Consider the following 18,109-nt stretch of genomic DNA (forward strand, 5'->3'; position numbering starts at 1 on the left):
CCCACAGGGATTTTGGTGTAATCACGAGTCGTGCGCACACCACTAGAACCTGTGGGAGCTGGCTTGCCAGCGATTGAGGCAACTCAGTCTTACGGCTTGAGCGCTTTCTTCGGGTAAATATCGTATCGGCTGGACTTGCCATCCAGCGCATGACTCGGCTTCGGCCCCTCAATGCACGGCGCCTTGCGCGGCCGCTTGACCACCACACGGTGTGTCGCCAGCGCCAACGCCGCTTCAAGCAAGGCCGGCGCATCCGGATCATCGCCCACCAGCGGCCGAAACAGGCGCATTTCCTTCTTCACCAACGCGGTTTTCTCACGATGGGGAAACATCGGGTCGAGGTAGATCACCTGCGGCGGCTCACCTTCCCAGTTACGCATGACTTCGATGGAGTTGCCTTTGAGCAATTTCATCCGCGCCACGATCGGCGCCACGTCGAAATCTTCCCCCGCCCGCGCCAGACCATCCTCCAACAATGCGCCGATCAGTGGCTGACGCTCGATCAGGCTCATCTCGCAGCCCAGACTCGCCAGCACGAATGCATCCTTGCCCAACCCCGCCGTGGCATCCAGCACTCGCGGGCGCACGCCTTGAGCGATGCCGACAGCCTTGGCGATCATCTGCCCGCTGCCACCGCCGTATAAACGACGATGCGCCGCGCCACCCTCGACGAAGTCCACCCGCACCGGCCCCGGAGCGTCTGGCCCTAGCTGTTGCAGCTGCAAACCCTGCTCGCCGACCTGCAAGGCGAACTCGCCGTCGGCCACCTGCAGTGGCAGGCCCAGGCGTTCGGCCCACTGCTCGGCTTGCGCTTCAAACGTCGGGCCGAGGGCCTGGACATGGATGCGGCAGGCCGCGGGTTGCTCAATCATGAAAACACGCTCAAAAAAGTTAAGGATCGGCAAAAAGTGGCCGATAAACCAATCAACGCGCATTTTGCCAGAGCTGAGCGGCAACCGAAAAAAATGTCAGGCATTCTTCCCACATCGATTGGCTACATCTCGCCCCATGGCGACTTCAGCCGTCAAAACACTCAAGCACTGAGCGGCGTCAGTCACCTGTGGCAGGATTTCTTTGCCCAGGCGATGGCCGAACAGACGAGTGAAGTGGTGCCGGCGTGTGGCACGTTTCCCCCGGTTGACCTCAGCAGCACTGAAGAACCGACTATCGGCAGCGAGTTGCACGCACACATCCTCGAACAGCGTGAATGCAATGTCGTGGAAACCGAAGTACGCCCACCAGAGCCACTGTTCCTGCCGATCGCCGAGTTCGAAACGGAGCTGCTGGACAAGCCGTTCCCACCGTTCCCGCCGGAAGAACTCAAGGCTCAGCAATCGCAGCAAGACTTCGACAGCAGCTGGGTTCGCCCGATCGTGATCAACAACGGTCAGCCGATTCCTGAGCCGGGCGCCGCGCCGCAGAAACGTCCGCTCTACCTGCCGATTGCCGAATTCGACCTGGATCTGCTGCAAAAGCCTTACCCGCCATTCCCGCCGGAAGAAATCGTCGAGCAGCAGAAAGCGCTGGACTTCGATAACGGTTGGGCACGTCCTATCGTTCTGCAGAACCTGCGCATCGCCGCCTGATCCTCAGCGACACACGCTCCAGCGCCCGATATCGACATGAAAGTGATTGCGATGGGCGGCGTTGTAATCCGGACTCAATACCACACTGAACGCCTCGCAGGCGCCATCGCGCACCCTGCGTAGAAACTGCGCGTCCTGATTTTGCTTGGGCCAATCCTTGAGCACGCTGATGCTGCGACCGTCCGCCAGACGAAACCCGGCGATGTCCAGCGCATCGGCACTGGCATGACGGCTGAGCGCGCCGCTTTCGCGGTTGTAGACATTGCGGCAAGCAAAGCTGCCAAGGTGATCAAGACGCGCGACCTGCTGACCGTAAACGGACTGCGCGGCGGGTTGCAGAGTGTGGCGTTCGAACATCGCGTAGGCGACCGCCAACGGGCAACTGGCGAGGAAGCTGCTGCTTAGCGCCACCTCACCGCCCTGTACGCGCAAGGCGCCAATCAACGGGCACTTGGCGTCAGGGCTGTCGGATTGCGGCGTGACGCGCAAAGCGGAGCTGCGCAGAGCCTGAGCGCAAAGTTCAGGATCGCCGCGCAAGCGCATCAGCTTGTAACCGGTCAGCCAGTTGGGCGTCGCTTTCACATCCAGCGGCGCCCACGGATTCCATTCGGGAGGTACGTCCAGCCAACCGCGCCAGACACTGATCAAAGCCCCGCCGATGATCAGCAATACGAGCAGCGCAAACGAACGCCCCATGCTCAACCTTTGAAAAACTGGTTGGCCTTGGCGTACGGCATCGACTGCGAAGTGAAGCCGAAGGTGCCCGACTGCTGGATCTCTTCAGCGGCGCGAAAGAATTCGCCGTAAGCCGCCAATGCCAAAGCAGACCCGGTACTGATCCGGCGCACGCCCATTTCTTCGAGCTGCTGCACGGTCAGTTTCAAACCGCCGGACATCAACACATTCACCGGTTTCGGCGCTACCGCGCGCACCACCGCCAGGACTTCTTCAGCACTGCGTAAACCCGGCGCATACAACACGTCGGCGCCGGCCTCGGCGAAGGCCTGCAAACGGCGGATGGTGTCGTCGATGTCGGGCTTACCGTGCAGATAGTTTTCCGCACGGGCAGTCAGGGTGAAGGGAAATGGCAGGGTACGCACAGCGGCGACGGCGGCTTCGATCCGCGCCACGGCGTGTTCGAAGCAATAGATCGGCGCGTCTGCACGGCCCGTGGCGTCCTCAATTGAACCGCCCACTGCGCCCGCCTCGGCCGCTCGCAGCAAACTGTTCGCGCATTCGGCCGGATCATCGGCAAAACCATTTTCCAGATCCACCGCCACCGGCAGATCCGTCGCCGCGACAATCGACCGGACATTGGCCAGGGTGTCGTCCAGGCTCAAGGCTCCGTCGGCTTTGCCTTGGGAGAACGCATAACCGGCGCTGGTGGTCGCCAATGCCTGATAGCCCAGACTGGCGAGCATCTTCGCGGAACCTGCATCCCACGGATTGGGGATAACGAAGATTCCCGGACGCTCATGCAGGGCTTTGAAGGCGTGGGCTTTACGGACTTGTTCTGTACGGGCTTGGGCATCCATTGACAGGCTCCGGTGCAGGAAAACGAGTGCGCCTCAGAGCAAGCCAAGCTGCTCCGCGGCGGGCTCTCTGTATAGCTCAGGCAGAGATGGCAGGCCAGGCAAACGTTGCATCAGTTGTGCGTGAAAACGTTGCGCCAGCTTCGCCGCCAGCAGGTTGTCGGCGGTATGCAGGAAGATATACGGGGTGCGGCCCTCTTCGATCCACTCGGCGATTTTCGCTACCCATGGCACGAGGAACGAATCGTTGGCCTCAAGCTCGGGATGGCCAATGAAGCGCACTTGCGGGAACTGCGTGAACGCCGCCGGACGCGTCGGTACCCGTGGCTTTTTCGATTGCGCGTGAATCACCGAAGACTCGGTCGAAAGACAGCTGAACAGCGCACGCGGGTCGAGACAGATGCGCTCGACACCTCGATCCAGCAACAACCGGTTGAGCAGCCGCTCGCTCTCACCCTTGGCAAAGAACTGTTCGTGGCGCACTTCCACCGCCAAGGGGCAGTCCAGCGCATCGATGAACGCCGCCAGTTCCGGCAACCGATGCGGCGTGAAGCTTTTCGACAGTTGCAGCCACAGTGGCGCAACACGCTCGCCGAGGGGTTTGAGTAACTGGAGGAAAGTTTCGGCGGCGGTCAGTTGCTCGCGCAAGTCACCGCTATGGCTGATGTCACCGGGGAACTTGGCCGTGAAGCGAAAATGCGCAGGCATGATCTCGGCCCAACGCTGCACGGTGGCAGGCGAAGGGCTGGCATAGAAGGTCGTGTTGCCTTCCACGGCGTTGAACACCTGGCAGTAGAGGCCGAGGAAGTCAGAAGTTTTGGCGTCTACCGGGTACAGATACTCGCGCCAGGCGTTTTCGCTCCAGGACGGGCAACCGAGGTAGTAAGGCAGAGCCATCAGATATACAGATCGAGGCCCAGCACGTCCGCATCCCAATCAACAAAACCGGCAGTGCTGAGGTAGCTGGCCAGCGCCATCGCCACACTCTTCTTCATCGCACGGTGGTAGATCATGTCTTGCTGACGGGCAGGCAGGTTGCTCAGGCGTTGTGCAGAGGCTTTGGCTGCGCGGGCAGCCAATTGCTCTTCGGTCGGGAATTCCAGCTCACCGTCGATATCGTCGACGGATTCATCCAGCGCGACATTGCCTTTGCGAGGCTTGCGCTTGATGGGGTAGGACTGAGAGGAAAGGCCGTCTATACGCATAAATTCATGCTCGGTATCGATGATGGCAATTTAGCGGCACTTGACCGACTTAGCAAACTGCCGAGTGATAACTAGAACATATAAAGCGCAAAAGGTTTAAAGCGGGGGGCTGGAAACTGACGATTGGCGGTTTTCTGTGGGAGCGAGCCTGCTCGCGAAGAGGCCAGCACATTCAACATCAATGTAGGTTGACACGACGCTTTCGCGAGCAGGCTCTCTCCCACAGGTTGTGTGGTGAATCAGCGGGCTTTGGGGGTGGCCACTTTGTCACGCAGGTAAACCGGCTGAGCATCATCGGCCGGGATCGACTCACCGCGTTCCCAGGCGAAGCGCGCCAAGGTCAGCAGGTCTTCGGCGTGGGGCAGCATGCCGGCGTCGGAACCCGTCAGATTGACCGCGATGCGCTCGCCGTACCCCCAACCGGTGCCTGCACCGAACCAGTCGCCGCTGGCATCGGCCGGCAGCGCCGCGACTGCCGGTGGCAGCACCGCCTCGACACCGGCAAGGCGCATCTCCCCCGCTGTCTCGCGGTAGCAGCCCCAATACACCTCGTCCATCCGTGCATCGATGGCGGCTGCCACCTGGCTCACGCCATGCTCACGAAACGCACGCTGCGCCAACACGGCAAGGTTGGACACCGGCAACACCGGCCGATCCAGCGCGAACGCCAACCCCTGCACCACGCCGATGGCGATCCGCACGCCGGTAAACGCCCCCGGCCCGCGACCGAACGCGATCGCATCCACCGCTTGCAACGTGGTGCCGGCGTCAGCCAGCAGTTGCTGGATCATCGGCAGCAGCTTTTGCGCGTGCAGGCGCGGGATCACCTCGTAATGGCTCGTGACCTTGCCGTCATGCAGCAAGGCAACGGAGCAAGCTTCAGTCGCGGTGTCCAGGGCCAGCAAGGTGCTCATCGATGTTTCCAAAACAGGTGGGGGAAAAAGTGCGTCAGTATAAACAACTACGGCCCGCAAGCGGGCCGAGGATGATGCAGCCGATCAGACTTTTCAGCTCAGCGCTTCAAGCACCTTGGCGGTGATTGCTTCTACCGAACCAACGCCTTGGATATGGCTGCACTTCGGCTTGCCGTTGGCAGCCGAGAGCTTCTCGTAGAAAGCCACCAGCGGCTTGGTCTGCGAATGATAGACCGACAGGCGATGACGCACGGTTTCTTCAGTGTCGTCTTTGCGCTGTACCAGTTCTTCACCGGTGATGTCGTCTTTACCGGCCAGTTTCGGCGGGTTGTAGACGACGTGGTAAACGCGGCCACTGGCTTCGTGAACACGGCGACCGGCGATACGCTGAACGATTTCTTCGTCGTCAACGGCGATCTCGACTACAGCGTCCAGTTCGACACCGGCAGTAACCAGGGCTTCAGCCTGCGGAATGGTGCGCGGGAAGCCGTCGAACAGGAAGCCGTTGGCGCAGTCAGGTTGCGCGATACGATCCTTGACCAGCGCGATGATCAGGTCATCCGACACCAGGCCGCCGGCATCCATGATGCTCTTGGCTTGAACGCCCAGCGGAGTGCCGGCCTTGACCGCTGCACGCAGCATGTCGCCGGTGGAGATTTGTGGAATGCCGAATTTTTCGGTGATGAACTTAGCCTGAGTACCTTTACCGGCCCCGGGAGCTCCCAGCAGAATGACGCGCATTAGATGTGCTCCTCAATTTTTTTATAAAAAGCTTTTACAAAACAAAGGATTCGCCACTTTGGACGAATCCTGAAAAATACGGGTCGTGGCCGCAGAAACGGCCAAAGGCTGATCAAGATACACAGCAGGCTGCGCCCACACAAGACGCCCAAAGTCGGAGAAACCCGCGCTAGCGGCGACCTTGCGACGCGGTGCACCAAGTCGCAACCCCATCATTAACTGTCGCCTGCCCACACTTTTCCCCGTCTGGCCGAGCAGCACCCGACACTCACGCCGGATGCCACACACCGCGCAGAAAACTTTAGCCGGTATTGCGCAAACCGGCGGCAATCCCCGCCACAGACACCAGCAGCGCCTGCTCCACCGGGCTGCCCTGCTGGACATTCTGCTGCCGCGAGCGGGCCAACAGTTCCGCCTGCAATAGATGAAGCGGGTCGAGGTAGGTATTGCGCAGGCGAATGAATTCCAGGGTGTCCGGGCTATGTGCCAGCAGTTGCGACTGACCGGTCAAGCCGAGTACCACCGAGCACGCCTGCGACAATAGGTCGCGTAAGTGCGCGCCCAACGGCAGCAGGTCTGGTTCGACCAAACGCTCGTCGTAAGACAAAGCGATGTCAGCGTCAGCTTTGGCCAGGACCATTTCCAGCATGTCGATGCGCGTGCGGAAGAACGGCCATTGCTCGCGCATCTGCCCCAGCAACTCGCCTTCGCCACGCTCCAGCGCCTTGCTCAACGCCGATTCCCAGCCAAGCCACGCCGGCAGCATCAACCGGGTTTGCGTCCAGCCGAAAATCCACGGGATCGCCCGCAGGCTTTCGATGCCGCCGGCACGGCGCTTGGCCGGGCGGCTGCCCAGTGGCAAACGGCCCAACTCCTGCTCCGGCGTTGATTGGCGGAAATACTCGACGAATTGCGGGTTTTCTCGCACCACTTGGCGGTAAGCGCTGACACCGTCGGCCGCCAATTCGTCCATCAGATGGCGCCACTCCGGCGTCGGTGGCGGTGGTGGCAATAACGTCGCCTCAAGCACAGCGGCGAGGTACAGATTGAGGTTTTGCTCGGCGATGTCCGGCAGGCCGAATTTGAAACGAATCATTTCCCCTTGCTCGGTAGTACGGAAGCGTCCCGCCACCGATCCCGGTGGTTGCGACAGAATCGCCGCGTGAGCCGGGCCGCCGCCACGGCCCACGGTGCCACCGCGACCATGGAACAACAGCAGTTCGACTTGCTGCTCGCGACAGATTTCCACCAGCCGTTCCTGCGCGCGGTATTGCGCCCAGGCTGCCGCCGTGGTGCCAGCGTCCTTGGCCGAATCGGAGTAACCGATCATCACTTCCTGCGGGCCTTGCAGCCGCGCGCGGTAACCCGGCAACAGCAACAGTCGCTCGATCACCGGCCCGGCGTTGTCGAGGTCGGCGAGGGTTTCGAACAGCGGCACCACGCGCATCGGTCGCAACACACCGCACTCCTTAAGCAGCAGTTGCACGGCGAGCACGTCGGAAGCGGCGCCCGCCATGGAGATCACGTAGGAACCCAGCGATGCGCCTGGGGCTGCGGCGATTTCCTTGCAGGTGTTGAGCACTTCGGCGGTGTCGGCGGATGGCTTGAAATGCGCCGGCAACAACGGGCGACGATTAGCCAGTTCGCGGGTCAGGAAAGCGATTCGCGCATCCTCATCCCAGTCTTCATAGCGACCGAGGCCTAGGTAATCGGTGATTTCCGTCATCGCCGCGCTGTGCCGCGAAGAATCCTGACGCACATCGAGGCGTACCAGAAACAGGCCGAACGTCACTGCCCGACGTAGACAATCGAGCAACGGACCATCAGCGATTACGCCCATGCCGCATTCGTGCAGCGAGTTGAAGCACAGCTCCAATGGATCGAGCAGATCGCGATTGTTGATGAGTACATCGGCAGGGGCTGGCGTGCTGGCCGTCAGGGAGGCATGCGCCCAGTTACGCGTAGCGCGCAGGCGTTCGCGCAATTGCTTGAGCACCGCGCGATAAGGCTCGGCGCTGTCGCCAGCCTTGGCTTTGAGCGCGTCGCTGGCCTGTTGCATCGACAATTCGGCAGCCAGATGATCAACATCGCGCAGGTACAAATCGGCGGCCATCCAGCGCGCCAGCAGCAACACTTCGCGGGTCACTGCGGCGGTGACGTTGGGGTTGCCGTCACGGTCGCCGCCCATCCATGAGGCGAAGCGAATCGGCGCGGCTTCCAGCGGCAGACGGAGACCGGTCGCGGCATGCAGCGCCTGATCGGCCTTGCGCATATGGTTGGGAATCGCCTGCCACAACGAATGTTCGATCACCGCAAAGCCCCACTTGGCTTCGTCGACCGGCGTCGGGCGGGTGCGGCGGATTTCTTCGGTGTGCCAGGCTTCGGCGATCAGCCGTTGCAGGGTGCTCTGGATCTGTTCCCGCTCGGCGCTGGTCAGATCGCGATGATCTTGCGCCGCGAGTTGCGCAGCGATGGCATCGTACTTCTGGATCAGCGTGCGCCGGGCTACTTCGGTCGGATGCGCGGTCAGTACCAGTTCGATTTCCAGCCGCGCCAGTTGCCGCGCCAGCGACTCGGCGCTGTGGCCCTCGCTGCGCAGGCGCGCCAGCAGTTCCGGCAACACGCGGGATTCGAACGGCGCGGGCTGCGACGCATCGCGACGATGGATCAACTGATACTGCTCGGCGATATTCGCCAGGTTGAGAAACTGGTTGAACGCCCGCGCCACCGGAAGCAATTCATCTTCACTCAATTGATTGAGGCTGGCGCTCAGTTCGGCGTCCATCGAGCCACGGCGGTCGGCCTTGGCGCCCTTGCGGATTTGCTCGATCTTGTCGAGAAACCCTTCGCCGTACTGGTCTCGAATGGTGTTGCCCAACAGCTCTCCGAGCAGGTGAACATCCTCGCGCAAGCGTGCATCAATATCGGTCATCAGCGGTTCTCCAGCGTTCATCCGGGCGGCTTAGAAACGAGTGCATGACCTAGAGAGTGCCGCTCTACGGCGCTTCTTACAAGCAGGCGACGAAGGGACTTTAAACCTTGTGGGCGAAAGCTAGTCTCAACAGTAAGCCGTACAACGGCTTGCCGCCGGCTACGCCGGACACTCACCCAGGCCTGCCACCCGCAGGCGCGAAATGAGGTCATCATGAAAATCCGTGAACTCGCCCAGCATTGGGAAGAAAACGCCAAAGGTCGCCTGACCGACACTGGCTACACGATTCATCTGGACGTCGAGGCCGCCGCGCGCCTGGCGGCGATTGCCGAGATGTACCCCAAGCGGCATGCCGAAGAACTGCTCGGCGAACTGATCGGTGCCGCGCTTGAAGAGTTCGAAGCGAGCCTGCCGTATGTGAAAGGCTCGACCGTGGTGGCCACGGATGAGGAAGGTGATCCGTTGTATGAAGACGTCGGGCCGACACCGCGTTTTCTTGCGCTGTCGCGGCGGCATTTGCATGATTTGTCGTCTGCTGAAGGCAAGCAGAAACACTGAATGAGCACGGAAAAACCTGTGGGAGCGGGCTTGCCCGCGATGGCGCCAGTTCAGTCACAGATGTGTTGAATTTGACGGCCTCATCGCGGGTAAGCCGGCTCCCACGGGGACTGTACTTTTCCTCCAGAACTACGTCGTATTCCCCCGCGCGTACCACTCCACATCGCCAAAGTTCCCGCTTTAGAGCCTTGTCCATTCGGTCAAAGTTTTTTTTGGCGATAGGCCATCTTTTCTGAACTTTTGAAAAACGCCGCCGGTCGGAACCTGTAACCACGCCTGGAACGAGCGTTTCAAAAACGCGCTTTCATACGACGCTTACGGCTCCTCGACCAGGATGGATTTAGTTGTTTTCAGGAGATGCCTAATGGAGTTGAAGACCATGAAAAACCAAACCTCGTTTACCCACCTGCGCGGTCTGAAACTGGCCGCCCTGGCAATCGGCACCAGCTTCGTACTGGCCGGTTGCGCTGGTAATCCACCGACCGAGCAGTACGCCGTGACCCAATCTGCGGTGAACAGCGCTGTCAGCGCCGGCGGTACCGAGTTCGCTGCCGTTGAGATGAAGCAAGCGCAGGACAAGCTGAAAGAAGCCGAAATCGCCATGCACGACAAGAAGTATGACGATGCCCGTCGCCTGTCCGAGCAAGCCGAATGGGACGCTCGTGTAGCGGAACGCAAGGCTCAAGCCGCCAAGGCCGAATTGGCTGTGAAGGATTCCCAGAAAGGTGTTCAGGAACTGCGTCAGGAAAGTCAGCGCCCAGTGCAATAAGCGCGCATCCCGACCGCAAAGCTGAAACTCTTATCGATTGAAAGGACGACAAATTATGCGTAAGCAACTGATGATCCCCGCTCTTCTGGCCGCAAGCGTTGCCCTGGCTGCCTGCTCCACCCCGCCTAACCCGAACCTGGAACAGGCGCGTACCAACTACGCCGGCCTGCAAGCCAACCCGCAGGCGAGCAAAGTCGCAGCGCTGGAAACCAAAGACGCCAGCGATTACCTGGACAAGGCCGACAAGGCTTACCTGGACAAGCAAGACGCGGCCAAGGTTGACCAACTGGCTTACCTGACCAACCAGCGTGTGGAAGTGGCCAAGCAGACCATCGCCCTGCGTACCGCTGAAAACAACCTGAAGAACGCCGCCGCCCAACGTGCCCAGGCGCGTCTGGATGCTCGTGATCAGCAGATCAAACAGCTGCAAGACAGCCTGAATGCCAAGCAAACCGATCGCGGTACGCTGGTGACTTTCGGTGACGTGCTGTTCGCTACCAATAAGGCTGACCTGAAATCCAGCGGTCTGGTAAACATCAACAAACTGGCGCAATTCCTTCAGGAAAACCCTGATCGCAAAGTGATCGTCGAAGGCTATACCGACAGCACTGGCGCAACGAACTACAACCAGTCGCTGTCCGAGCGTCGTGCGACGTCGGTACAGGTAGCACTGATCAAAATGGGCGTAGATCCTTCGCGCATCGTGGTTCAGGGTTACGGCAAGGAATACCCGGTTGCCGATAACGGCAGCGTCTCGGGCCGTGCGATGAACCGTCGTGTGGAAGTGACCATTTCCAACGACAACCAGCCTGTGATGCCACGTTCGGCTGTCAGCTCGAACTAAGCTGTAGGCAGTAACGCAAAAGCCCCGCCTGAGTGATCAGGCGGGGCTTTTTAAGATCAAAAAATCGCAGCCTTCGGCAGTTCCTGCATTGGAATACGTTCCCTGTGGGAGCTGCCGAAGGCTGCGATCTTTTTGCTTTTAAGGTTCCAGTTTCTGCGGCGTCTCTTCGCCCATGCACCGCACAGCCTTCTTCTGTGCGTTGATCAACACACCGGTCAATCCCTTCTGCTCGGTATCAAACAGCACCAGCACGCCATCAATGCACTGCGCCACCTGCGGCGCAGGGTTCAATGAGATTTTGTAATCCTCCCCCGGCACGGTCTTGAGCATGGTGAATTCGTTGAGCAGCAACGCATCCTCGGGTTTGGCGAAGTGCAGGTAGCCGTAGTACCACAGTGCCCCGACGGTGCCGAGGATGCTGCAGATACCGGTGATGATCAGCGGGATGGCGTTGCGTTCTTCAGTCATTGCGGACTCTCATCTTCAGAATTCGGGGGTTGCGGGTAATTCGGGATTTCGCCGAGGCGGCGCAGGCCGTTGAAATGCTCGGGATCGTCGAGATAGCGCAGCATGACCTGACGCCACACCGGATCGCCGAAGGTCTGCACATGGCCGCCTCGGGTCAGTTGCAGGACGCGCGGCGGCGGCGCAGCTTGATACAGGCGGATGCCGTTGGACATGGGTACCAGCGGGTCGTCGATGCTGTGGAAAATCAGTTTCGGCACACCGTTGAGCTGCGGCATCGAATTGATCGCGCTGTCACCATCCGGCACCAGCCACGACAGCGGCACCTGGAATGGCCAGGTCAGCCACGAGGTGCTCAGGGCATATTGGCCGACGCCACGGTAACTCGCGGGCACGCCGTCGAGCACCAAAGCCTTGAGCTGCTTCTGCCGCTCAGGGTGCTGCACCAGCCAATGCACGGCCATCGAACCACCGAGACTCTGACCGAGTACGATCAGCGGCTTGCCTTTGATCTCGGGCGCCTTGTCCAGCCAGGCGAATGCGGCGTCGATGTCCTGATAGATCGCCGGCAGGCTCGGTTCTCCTTCGGACAATCCATAACCGCGATAGTCCACCAGCAACACTTGATAGCCGTTTTTCGGCAGCCACCAACTCCCGCCCAGGTGCATCGGCAGGTTGCCACCGTTGCCGTGCAGGTGCAGAACCGTGCCTTTGACCTCCACACCCGGTTTGGCCGGGAGCCACCAGGCGTTGAGCTTCAATCCGTCCGTTGTTATCAGCGTGACGGTGCGGTATTCGAGCTTGGCTTTTTCCGGGGTGAAGACCTGGCCCGGCTCGGGGTAGAACAACAGCGAACTGCAACCACCGAGGCTCAGAAGCAGGCAGAAGATGCCGAGGATTCTCATCCGGTGAAACCTCGCAAAAGATTCGGGTTCAGATCGTTCCCACGCTCTGCGTGGGAATGCATCCCGTGACGCTCCGCGTCACAGTGGACGCGGAGCGTCCATGGCGGCATTCCCACGCAGAGCGTGGGAACGATCGTTAGGGTTAGAGGATGTTGGAATAATCCGCTTCGATCCGATCCAGACTCAAATGGTTGAGGAAGTTGGAGAAGCACATCCACGCCGACAACGCGTTCAAGTCGCGGAACTGGTCTGGCAGATACTTGGGCGGCACCACCAATCCTTCATCCACCAACTGGCGCAGCGTTCTCATGTCCTCCAGCGTGGTCTTGCCGCAGAACAACAGCGGGATCTGCTCAAGCTTGCCCTTACGTACGGCCAACTGAATGTAGTTGTAAACCATGATGAAGCCCTTGAGGTAGGACAAGTCTTTGGTGAATGGCAGACCAGTCGGCGTCGATCCACGGAAAACCCGACTGGCGTTGCCGTAGCTTTCCGCCATTTCAAAGCCCTGCTCGCGGAAGAACTCGAACACCTGCAGGAAGTCCGCGCCCTCCTCGACCATGTGAATGGCGCGGGTGCGGTTGGTCAGTTTGCGCAGACGACTCGGATAGGAGGCAAACGTGATGATTTCCATGAGGATCGCCAGACCTTCCTGGGTCACCGTCGACGAGGGCGGGCCCTTGGACAGGAAGGTGCAGATCGGCTGGTTCAAACCGTTGAGCGTGGTGCCGACGTGTACCAGACCTTCATGGACTTCCAGCGCACGCACGTCGCGGTCGTTGAACATCGCATCAGTGCGGATCTTGATGTAATCGGCGCCCGCCGCTGCGTCGGCGACGATGCCGTCGGACTCGAAGACGCGGATGGTTTCCTCGGCCTCGCCAAACACCTTGTTCAGCCGCGTTTGCAGCAGGTGCACGGCGTCCTTGGCGGTGAGGATTTTCGGCTCGTCCTTCAGGTCGCCACGGCCATCGATGTTGTTCAGATAGTCGGACATCATCAGGCCGAGGTCAGCCAGGGTCGGGTCACCGGCGTGAAACGCATCGGACGCGGCGCCGTAAAGCTCTTGGGAAATCAGGCCGAAATCCTCGGTGCCGCGCGCTTCAAGCATGCGCACCACCATGCGGTATTCCTTGCACATGCGCCGCATGATCTGGCCGACCGGGTTGAACTGACCGAGCTGACGAGTGATGTCGCGCTCGATGTTCTGAAACTCCAGTTTGACCTTGCTCGAATCGAATGACAGCGGCCGGTTGAGGTAGTAGTCGCGGTCTACCGCCGGCATTTCCTTGCCCTTGGCCTTGAGGAAGCCCTTGCGCACGTTCTCGTCCCACTTGACCGCATCAAGCACGCGGATCGGCGTCTGCGCCAGCACAATGCGATCGGACAATATGCGTATCGACTGCTGGTAATCGTCCACCCGAAACTCCTGTAGAAAATCTGACGTACTGAATTATTTGGCGCTGTTCTGGCGCTGATAGCGCACCGCTTCGACGAAGACATCGGAATTGGCCGGATCGTCGAGGTAAGCAAAGACCTTGTCGAGGTTGCTGTCGACCTGCACGCCGTCGCCATCGTCGGTCTGGAAGGCCTGACCGTCGAGGGCTTTATGCTGGATCGCTTGATTGATCTGTTCGAGATCGAGGTTGTACACCACCAGTTCGCGTTTGTCGGTGAGTTCGAACCCGGCAATGGTGTAGTGGCCGCCGAACCGCCCCGGCACTTTCGCCGACAGATACCAGCGACTGCCATGGCGCGAGACGGTAAACGGGTAAGCCTCACGCTCGCGGGGTTTGGCCTTGAAGTAGGTGACAGCCTGATAGCGGTCGTTGCCGACGCGAGTCAGCTCAAGGCTCATCGGCTCGCCCCAGGCATTGATGCCCGACCATTTGCCGAGCAGGCCTTTGGGCGCAGGGTCACTGGCAGGCAGCGGCTCCTTGAAAGTCACCAGACAGCCACTGAGCAGCAGGAACGACAGGGCGATCAGCACGCCACGCCAGGCTTTCATTCAATACTCCCTATGAACCCACCATTGCGTTACACCGACGCCAATACCAAATGCATATACCGCGTCAGAATGCCGAGCATTTCCTCTTCGGCCAAAGGTTCGGCGTCGTTGAGCAGGCCCTGATATTCCATCCGTCCGATAATCGCCGTCAACACCTTGGCATCCTGCTGCGGTTCACGCGAGCCCAGGACCTGAAACAACTGGCAGGTGCCCTGCAGCAAAATCTGCTGATGGGAGCGCACCAGAATCGCCAGTCGCGGGTTGAGCAGCGCTTCCTGACGGAAGGCCTGCTCTGCCATCAAGTGCTCGCGACGGTTGACCAGTTGCCGATGCACGTAGTCGGCCATCAGCCGGGCTATATCGTCGGCCAGTTGCGAGCGCGATTCCGGGCTGCCGTCGCCACTGACCACCATCTCGCGCAACAGGCCTTCATTGTTGATCCACAGCTTGGCCATGTACGCGGCGCTGCGTTCGACATGTTGGGCGAAGGTATCGGTGAGCAGGTCATCGATATCCTTGAAGTAATACGTGGTGGCCGACAGCGGCACACCGGCCTCCGCAGCTACTGCACGATGACGTACAGCGCGCACGCCGTCACGCACGACAATACGCATCGCGGCGTCGAGAATGTCCTGGCGACGCTGTTCGCTTCCCTGTCGGCTGGCCTTGCGGCCCTGGTACTGAACACTTTCAGCGACCGCAGTGGCGATACCCGCTGCACCTTCTTGAGCGATTGCAACCATCACGACAGGACTTCCTCTGCTATTTCAAAATTAACCAATTGATACATTTGTACCAGACGGGCAATAAAAAGCCGCCTGTTTTAGGCGGCTTTTTAACTGAAACGATTACGCTTGCGGTCGCATGTGCGGGAACAGGATCACATCGCGGATCGACGGCGAGTTGGTCAGCAACATCACCAGGCGGTCGATGCCGATCCCTTCACCGGCCGTTGGCGGCATGCCGTACTCCAGCGCGCGAACGAAGTCGGCGTCGTAGTGCATGGCTTCGTCGTCGCCGGCGTCCTTGTCGGCCACCTGCGCCATGAAGCGCTCGGCCTGGTCTTCCGCGTCGTTCAACTCGGAGTAGGCGTTGGCGATTTCGCGGCCACCGATGAACAGCTCGAAACGGTCGGTGACGTTCGGGTTGTCATCGTTACGACGGGCCAATGGCGACACTTCGAACGGGTACTGGGTAATGAAGTGCGGCTGTTCCAGCTTGTGCTCGACCAGTTCTTCGAAAATCATCACCTGCAGCTTGCCCAGACCTTCGAAGCCCAGCACCTTGGCGCCAGCCTTCTTGGCGATGGCGCGCGCCTTGTCGATGTCGTTCAGGTCATCGGCCGTCAGCTCAGGGTTGTACTTGAGGATCGAGTCGAACACCGACAGACGCACGAACGGCTCACCGAAGTGGAACACCTTGTCGCCGTAAGGCACGTCGGTGCTGCCCAGAACCAGCTGCGCCAGTTCACGGAACAGTTCTTCGGTCAGGTCCATGTTGTCTTCGTAGTCGGCGTACGCCTGGTAGAACTCCAACATGGTGAATTCAGGGTTGTGACGAGTCGAAACGCCTTCGTTACGGAAGTTACGGTTGATCTCGAACACTTTTTCGAAGCCGCCTACCACCAGGCGCTTGAGGTACAGCTCTGGCGCGATACGCAGGAACATTTCCATGTCCAGCGCGTTGTGGTGGGTTTCAAACGGCTTGGCCGCGGCGCCGCCAGGAATGGTCTGCAGCATCGGCGTTTCGACTTCGAGGAAGTCGCGCTTCATCAGGAAGCTGCGGATGTGCGCGATCACTTGCGAACGCACGCGGAAGGTCTGGCGCACTTCTTCGTTAACGATCAGGTCAACGTAACGCTGACGGTAGCGCTGTTCGGTGTCGGTCAGGCCGTGGTGCTTGTCCGGCAGTGGACGCAGCGACTTGGTCAGCAGGCGCACGTCGGTCATTTCAACGTACAGGTCGCCCTTGCCGGAACGGGCCAGGGTGCCCACGGCGGCGATGATGTCGCCCATGTCCCAGGTTTTCACCGCGGCCAGAGTTTCTTCGGACAGGGTTTTACGGTTGACGTAGACCTGAATGCGACCGGTCATGTCCTGAATCACCATGAACGAGCCACGGTTGAGCATGATGCGACCGGCAACCTTGACCGGGATTGCAGCCTCTGCCAGCTCTTCCTTGGTCTTGTCCGCGTATTTCTTCTGCAGTTCTTCGCAGTAGTTTTCACGGCGGAAGTCGTTCGGGAAGGCATTGCCCTTGGCGCGCTCGGCAGCAAGCTTTTCCTTGCGCAGGGCGATCAGGGAGTTTTCTTCCTGTTGCAGGGCTTGCGGATCGAGTTGTTGGTCGCTCATGTCTTTAAATTTTCCATCACAGGTTCGTTGCCCCCGCCACTGACGGGGGACTTAAGGTCGGGCTGACGGCTTTACAGCCCCGATTTCAGGCTGGCTTCCAGGTATTCATCGATGTCGCCATCGAGCACCTTGTCGCAGTCGCTGCGTTCGATGTTGGTCCGCAAATCCTTGATGCGCGAGGCATCAAGCACGTAGGAGCGGATCTGGTGACCCCAGCCGATATCGGACTTGGTGTCTTCCAGCGCCTGGGACGCGGCGTTGCGTTTCTGCATTTCCTGCTCGTACAACTTGGCCCGCAGCATTTTCATGGCGGTGTCTTTGTTGGCGTGCTGGGAACGTTCGTTCTGGCAGCTGACCACGGTGTTGGTCGGTACGTGAGTAATACGTACGGCCGAGTCGGTGGTGTTTACGTGCTGACCACCGGCACCGGAGGAACGATAGGTGTCAATCCGCAGGTCTGCCGGGTTGATTTCGATTTCCACCTTGTCGTCGATCTCTGGGGAGACGAAAACGGCGGAGAACGAGGTGTGGCGACGGTTGCCGGAGTCGAACGGGCTCTTGCGCACCAGACGGTGCACGCCGATCTCGGTCCGCAGCCAGCCAAAGGCGTATTCGCCCTTGATGTGCACGGTTGCGCCCTTGATCCCGGCGACTTCACCGGCGGACAGTTCCATGATGGTCGCGTCGAAACCGCGCTTGTCAGCCCAGCGCAGGTACATGCGCAGCAGGATGTTGGCCCAGTCCTGGGCTTCGGTGCCGCCGGAGCCGGCCTGGATGTCCAGGTACGCGTTGTTCGGGTCCATCTCGTGGCTGAACATGCGACGGAATTCAAGCTTGGCGAGGTTTTCCTCGAGACGGGCCAGCTCGGCGACAACATCGCCCACTGCGCCTTCGTCGTTTTCTTCGACGGCCATGTCCAGCAGGTCACGGCAATCGGCCAGACCGCCGTTCAGTTCGTCGAGGGTATCGACGATCTGCGCCAGCGCAGCGCGCTCGCGGCCCAGTTCCTGGGCGTATTCAGGTTTGTTCCAGACACTCGGATCTTCAAGCTCGCGATTGACCTCGGTCAGACGCTCATGCTTTTGATCGTAGTCAAAGATACCCCCGAATAGTTTCGGAGCGCTCGGACAGGTCCTTGATGGTGTTCAGGATCGGGTTGATTTCCATGACGGGCAGCACTCGTTGGCGAACTTTTGAAAGCCGGCGAGTATAACGTAATCAAGCTGTCACGGCAGCCCGTCTGGCGGGGCGAATCACGAATGAACTGTAGGAGCTGCCGCAGGCTGCGATCTTTTGATC

19 protein-coding genes are annotated in these 18,109 nt (G+C 59.9%); 4 read left to right on the plus strand and 15 right to left on the minus strand.

Annotated elements, in window-relative coordinates; all coding sequences use genetic code 11:
• Nucleotides 1–89: 89 nt before the first annotated feature.
• On the minus strand, nt 90–872 hold the full coding sequence (locus IAI51_RS24795; RefSeq protein ID WP_222944280.1) for a class I SAM-dependent methyltransferase: 783 nt from the start codon (nt 870–872) through the stop codon (nt 90–92).
• Nucleotides 873–965: 93 nt separating this feature from the next.
• On the opposite strand from IAI51_RS24795, the gene IAI51_RS24800 reads away from it, so the two are divergent.
• Entirely contained in the window at nt 966–1,586 is a 621-nt protein-coding gene (locus IAI51_RS24800; RefSeq protein ID WP_187680885.1) for an energy transducer TonB, read from the plus strand.
• Between the two features lie 3 nt (nt 1,587–1,589).
• Here the strand turns inward: IAI51_RS24800 and IAI51_RS24805 are convergent, their stop codons facing one another.
• The 7 genes from IAI51_RS24805 to ppc form a co-directional block, all read right to left on the minus strand.
• Nucleotides 1,590–2,282 carry an extensin family protein gene (locus tag IAI51_RS24805; RefSeq protein WP_187680870.1) on the minus strand — a complete coding sequence of 231 codons (693 nt, stop codon included), beginning with the start codon at nt 2,280–2,282 and terminating at the stop codon, nt 1,590–1,592.
• Nucleotides 2,283–2,284: 2 nt separating this feature from the next.
• Nucleotides 2,285–3,121, minus strand: a complete 837-nt coding sequence (locus IAI51_RS24810) for an oxaloacetate decarboxylase (protein WP_187680871.1) — start codon at nt 3,119–3,121, stop codon at nt 2,285–2,287.
• A 33-nt stretch (nt 3,122–3,154) separates the two neighbouring features.
• Nucleotides 3,155–4,015: a DUF72 domain-containing protein gene (locus IAI51_RS24815; RefSeq protein WP_187680872.1), complete on the minus strand. Its 861-nt coding sequence runs from the start codon at nt 4,013–4,015 to the stop codon at nt 3,155–3,157.
• Nucleotides 4,015–4,323 (minus strand): hypothetical protein, encoded by a 309-nt coding sequence (locus tag IAI51_RS24820; RefSeq protein ID WP_007908889.1) that lies wholly within the window; start codon nt 4,321–4,323, stop codon nt 4,015–4,017. Before IAI51_RS24820 ends, IAI51_RS24815 begins: the two co-directional genes overlap by 1 nt.
• Before the next feature lie 239 nt (nt 4,324–4,562).
• A complete protein-coding gene (gene tsaB, locus IAI51_RS24825; protein WP_187680873.1) occupies nt 4,563–5,237 on the minus strand; it encodes a tRNA (adenosine(37)-N6)-threonylcarbamoyltransferase complex dimerization subunit type 1 TsaB in 675 nt (224 codons plus the stop codon).
• A 93-nt stretch (nt 5,238–5,330) separates the two neighbouring features.
• The gene (gene adk / locus IAI51_RS24830; protein WP_187680874.1) at nt 5,331–5,978 is read right to left on the minus strand and encodes an adenylate kinase; all 648 of its coding nucleotides are present in this window, start codon (nt 5,976–5,978) and stop codon (nt 5,331–5,333) included.
• A 301-nt stretch (nt 5,979–6,279) separates the two neighbouring features.
• Nucleotides 6,280–8,910 carry a phosphoenolpyruvate carboxylase gene (gene ppc, locus IAI51_RS24835; RefSeq protein WP_187680875.1) on the minus strand — a complete coding sequence of 877 codons (2,631 nt, stop codon included), beginning with the start codon at nt 8,908–8,910 and terminating at the stop codon, nt 6,280–6,282.
• Between the two features lie 213 nt (nt 8,911–9,123).
• Here ppc and IAI51_RS24840 point away from each other — a divergent pair, with 213 nt between their 5' ends.
• The 3 genes from IAI51_RS24840 to IAI51_RS24850 all read left to right on the plus strand — a co-directional run bounded on the left by IAI51_RS24840 (nt 9,124) and on the right by IAI51_RS24850 (nt 11,081).
• Nucleotides 9,124–9,468, plus strand: coding sequence for a pilin assembly protein (locus tag IAI51_RS24840; protein WP_187680876.1), 345 nt, complete (start codon nt 9,124–9,126; stop codon nt 9,466–9,468).
• Nucleotides 9,469–9,832: 364 nt separating this feature from the next.
• A complete protein-coding gene (locus IAI51_RS24845; RefSeq protein WP_187680877.1) occupies nt 9,833–10,237 on the plus strand; it encodes a DUF4398 domain-containing protein in 405 nt (134 codons plus the stop codon).
• 55 nt (nt 10,238–10,292) lie between these two features.
• The gene (locus IAI51_RS24850) at nt 10,293–11,081 is read left to right on the plus strand and encodes an OmpA family protein (protein ID WP_187680878.1); all 789 of its coding nucleotides are present in this window, start codon (nt 10,293–10,295) and stop codon (nt 11,079–11,081) included.
• Nucleotides 11,082–11,219: 138 nt separating this feature from the next.
• On the opposite strand, the gene IAI51_RS24855 is transcribed toward IAI51_RS24850, so the two are convergent.
• The 7 genes from IAI51_RS24855 to prfB all read right to left on the minus strand — a co-directional run bounded on the left by IAI51_RS24855 (nt 11,220) and on the right by prfB (nt 17,977).
• Entirely contained in the window at nt 11,220–11,549 is a 330-nt protein-coding gene (locus IAI51_RS24855; RefSeq protein WP_187680879.1) for a hypothetical protein, read from the minus strand.
• Entirely contained in the window at nt 11,546–12,451 is a 906-nt protein-coding gene (locus IAI51_RS24860) for an alpha/beta hydrolase (protein ID WP_187680880.1), read from the minus strand. Before IAI51_RS24860 ends, IAI51_RS24855 begins: the two co-directional genes overlap by 4 nt.
• Before the next feature lie 142 nt (nt 12,452–12,593).
• Nucleotides 12,594–13,871: a flavohemoglobin expression-modulating QEGLA motif protein gene (locus IAI51_RS24865; RefSeq protein ID WP_187680881.1), complete on the minus strand. Its 1,278-nt coding sequence runs from the start codon at nt 13,869–13,871 to the stop codon at nt 12,594–12,596.
• A gap of 33 nt (nt 13,872–13,904) precedes the next feature.
• Nucleotides 13,905–14,459 carry a hypothetical protein gene (locus IAI51_RS24870; protein WP_187680882.1) on the minus strand — a complete coding sequence of 185 codons (555 nt, stop codon included), beginning with the start codon at nt 14,457–14,459 and terminating at the stop codon, nt 13,905–13,907.
• 29 nt (nt 14,460–14,488) lie between these two features.
• On the minus strand, nt 14,489–15,202 hold the full coding sequence (locus IAI51_RS24875; protein WP_187680886.1) for a TetR/AcrR family transcriptional regulator: 714 nt from the start codon (nt 15,200–15,202) through the stop codon (nt 14,489–14,491).
• A 105-nt stretch (nt 15,203–15,307) separates the two neighbouring features.
• Nucleotides 15,308–16,810, minus strand: a complete 1,503-nt coding sequence (lysS, locus tag IAI51_RS24880) for a lysine--tRNA ligase (protein WP_187680883.1) — start codon at nt 16,808–16,810, stop codon at nt 15,308–15,310.
• A 71-nt stretch (nt 16,811–16,881) separates the two neighbouring features.
• A protein-coding gene (gene prfB / locus IAI51_RS24885; protein WP_099758102.1) for a peptide chain release factor 2 occupies nt 16,882–17,977 on the minus strand; the annotation gives its coding sequence in 2 pieces (ribosomal slippage) (nt 16,882–17,904 and nt 17,906–17,977; 1,095 coding nt in all).
• Nucleotides 17,978–18,109: the final 132 nt, after the last annotated feature.

Origin of the sequence: Pseudomonas sp. N40(2020) (assembly GCF_014472415.1) — a bacterium.
Taxonomy (GTDB): Bacteria; Pseudomonadota; Gammaproteobacteria; order Pseudomonadales; family Pseudomonadaceae; genus Aquipseudomonas.

Coding starts and splice junctions, on each gene's coding strand:
- IAI51_RS24795 (WP_222944280.1), bottom strand. CDS start 872: ATGATTGAGCAACCCGCGGCCTGCCGCATCCATGTCCAGGCCCTCGGC.
- IAI51_RS24800 (WP_187680885.1), top strand. CDS start 966: ATGTCAGGCATTCTTCCCACATCGATTGGCTACATCTCGCCCCATGGC.
- IAI51_RS24805 (WP_187680870.1), bottom strand. CDS start 2,282: ATGGGGCGTTCGTTTGCGCTGCTCGTATTGCTGATCATCGGCGGGGCT.
- IAI51_RS24810 (WP_187680871.1), bottom strand. CDS start 3,121: ATGGATGCCCAAGCCCGTACAGAACAAGTCCGTAAAGCCCACGCCTTC.
- IAI51_RS24815 (WP_187680872.1), bottom strand. CDS start 4,015: ATGGCTCTGCCTTACTACCTCGGTTGCCCGTCCTGGAGCGAAAACGCC.
- IAI51_RS24820 (WP_007908889.1), bottom strand. CDS start 4,323: ATGCGTATAGACGGCCTTTCCTCTCAGTCCTACCCCATCAAGCGCAAG.
- tsaB (WP_187680873.1), bottom strand. CDS start 5,237: ATGAGCACCTTGCTGGCCCTGGACACCGCGACTGAAGCTTGCTCCGTT.
- adk (WP_187680874.1), bottom strand. CDS start 5,978: ATGCGCGTCATTCTGCTGGGAGCTCCCGGGGCCGGTAAAGGTACTCAG.
- ppc (WP_187680875.1), bottom strand. CDS start 8,910: ATGACCGATATTGATGCACGCTTGCGCGAGGATGTTCACCTGCTCGGA.
- IAI51_RS24840 (WP_187680876.1), top strand. CDS start 9,124: ATGAAAATCCGTGAACTCGCCCAGCATTGGGAAGAAAACGCCAAAGGT.
- IAI51_RS24845 (WP_187680877.1), top strand. CDS start 9,833: ATGGAGTTGAAGACCATGAAAAACCAAACCTCGTTTACCCACCTGCGC.
- IAI51_RS24850 (WP_187680878.1), top strand. CDS start 10,293: ATGCGTAAGCAACTGATGATCCCCGCTCTTCTGGCCGCAAGCGTTGCC.
- IAI51_RS24855 (WP_187680879.1), bottom strand. CDS start 11,549: ATGACTGAAGAACGCAACGCCATCCCGCTGATCATCACCGGTATCTGC.
- IAI51_RS24860 (WP_187680880.1), bottom strand. CDS start 12,451: ATGAGAATCCTCGGCATCTTCTGCCTGCTTCTGAGCCTCGGTGGTTGC.
- IAI51_RS24870 (WP_187680882.1), bottom strand. CDS start 14,459: ATGAAAGCCTGGCGTGGCGTGCTGATCGCCCTGTCGTTCCTGCTGCTC.
- IAI51_RS24875 (WP_187680886.1), bottom strand. CDS start 15,202: ATGGTTGCAATCGCTCAAGAAGGTGCAGCGGGTATCGCCACTGCGGTC.
- lysS (WP_187680883.1), bottom strand. CDS start 16,810: ATGAGCGACCAACAACTCGATCCGCAAGCCCTGCAACAGGAAGAAAAC.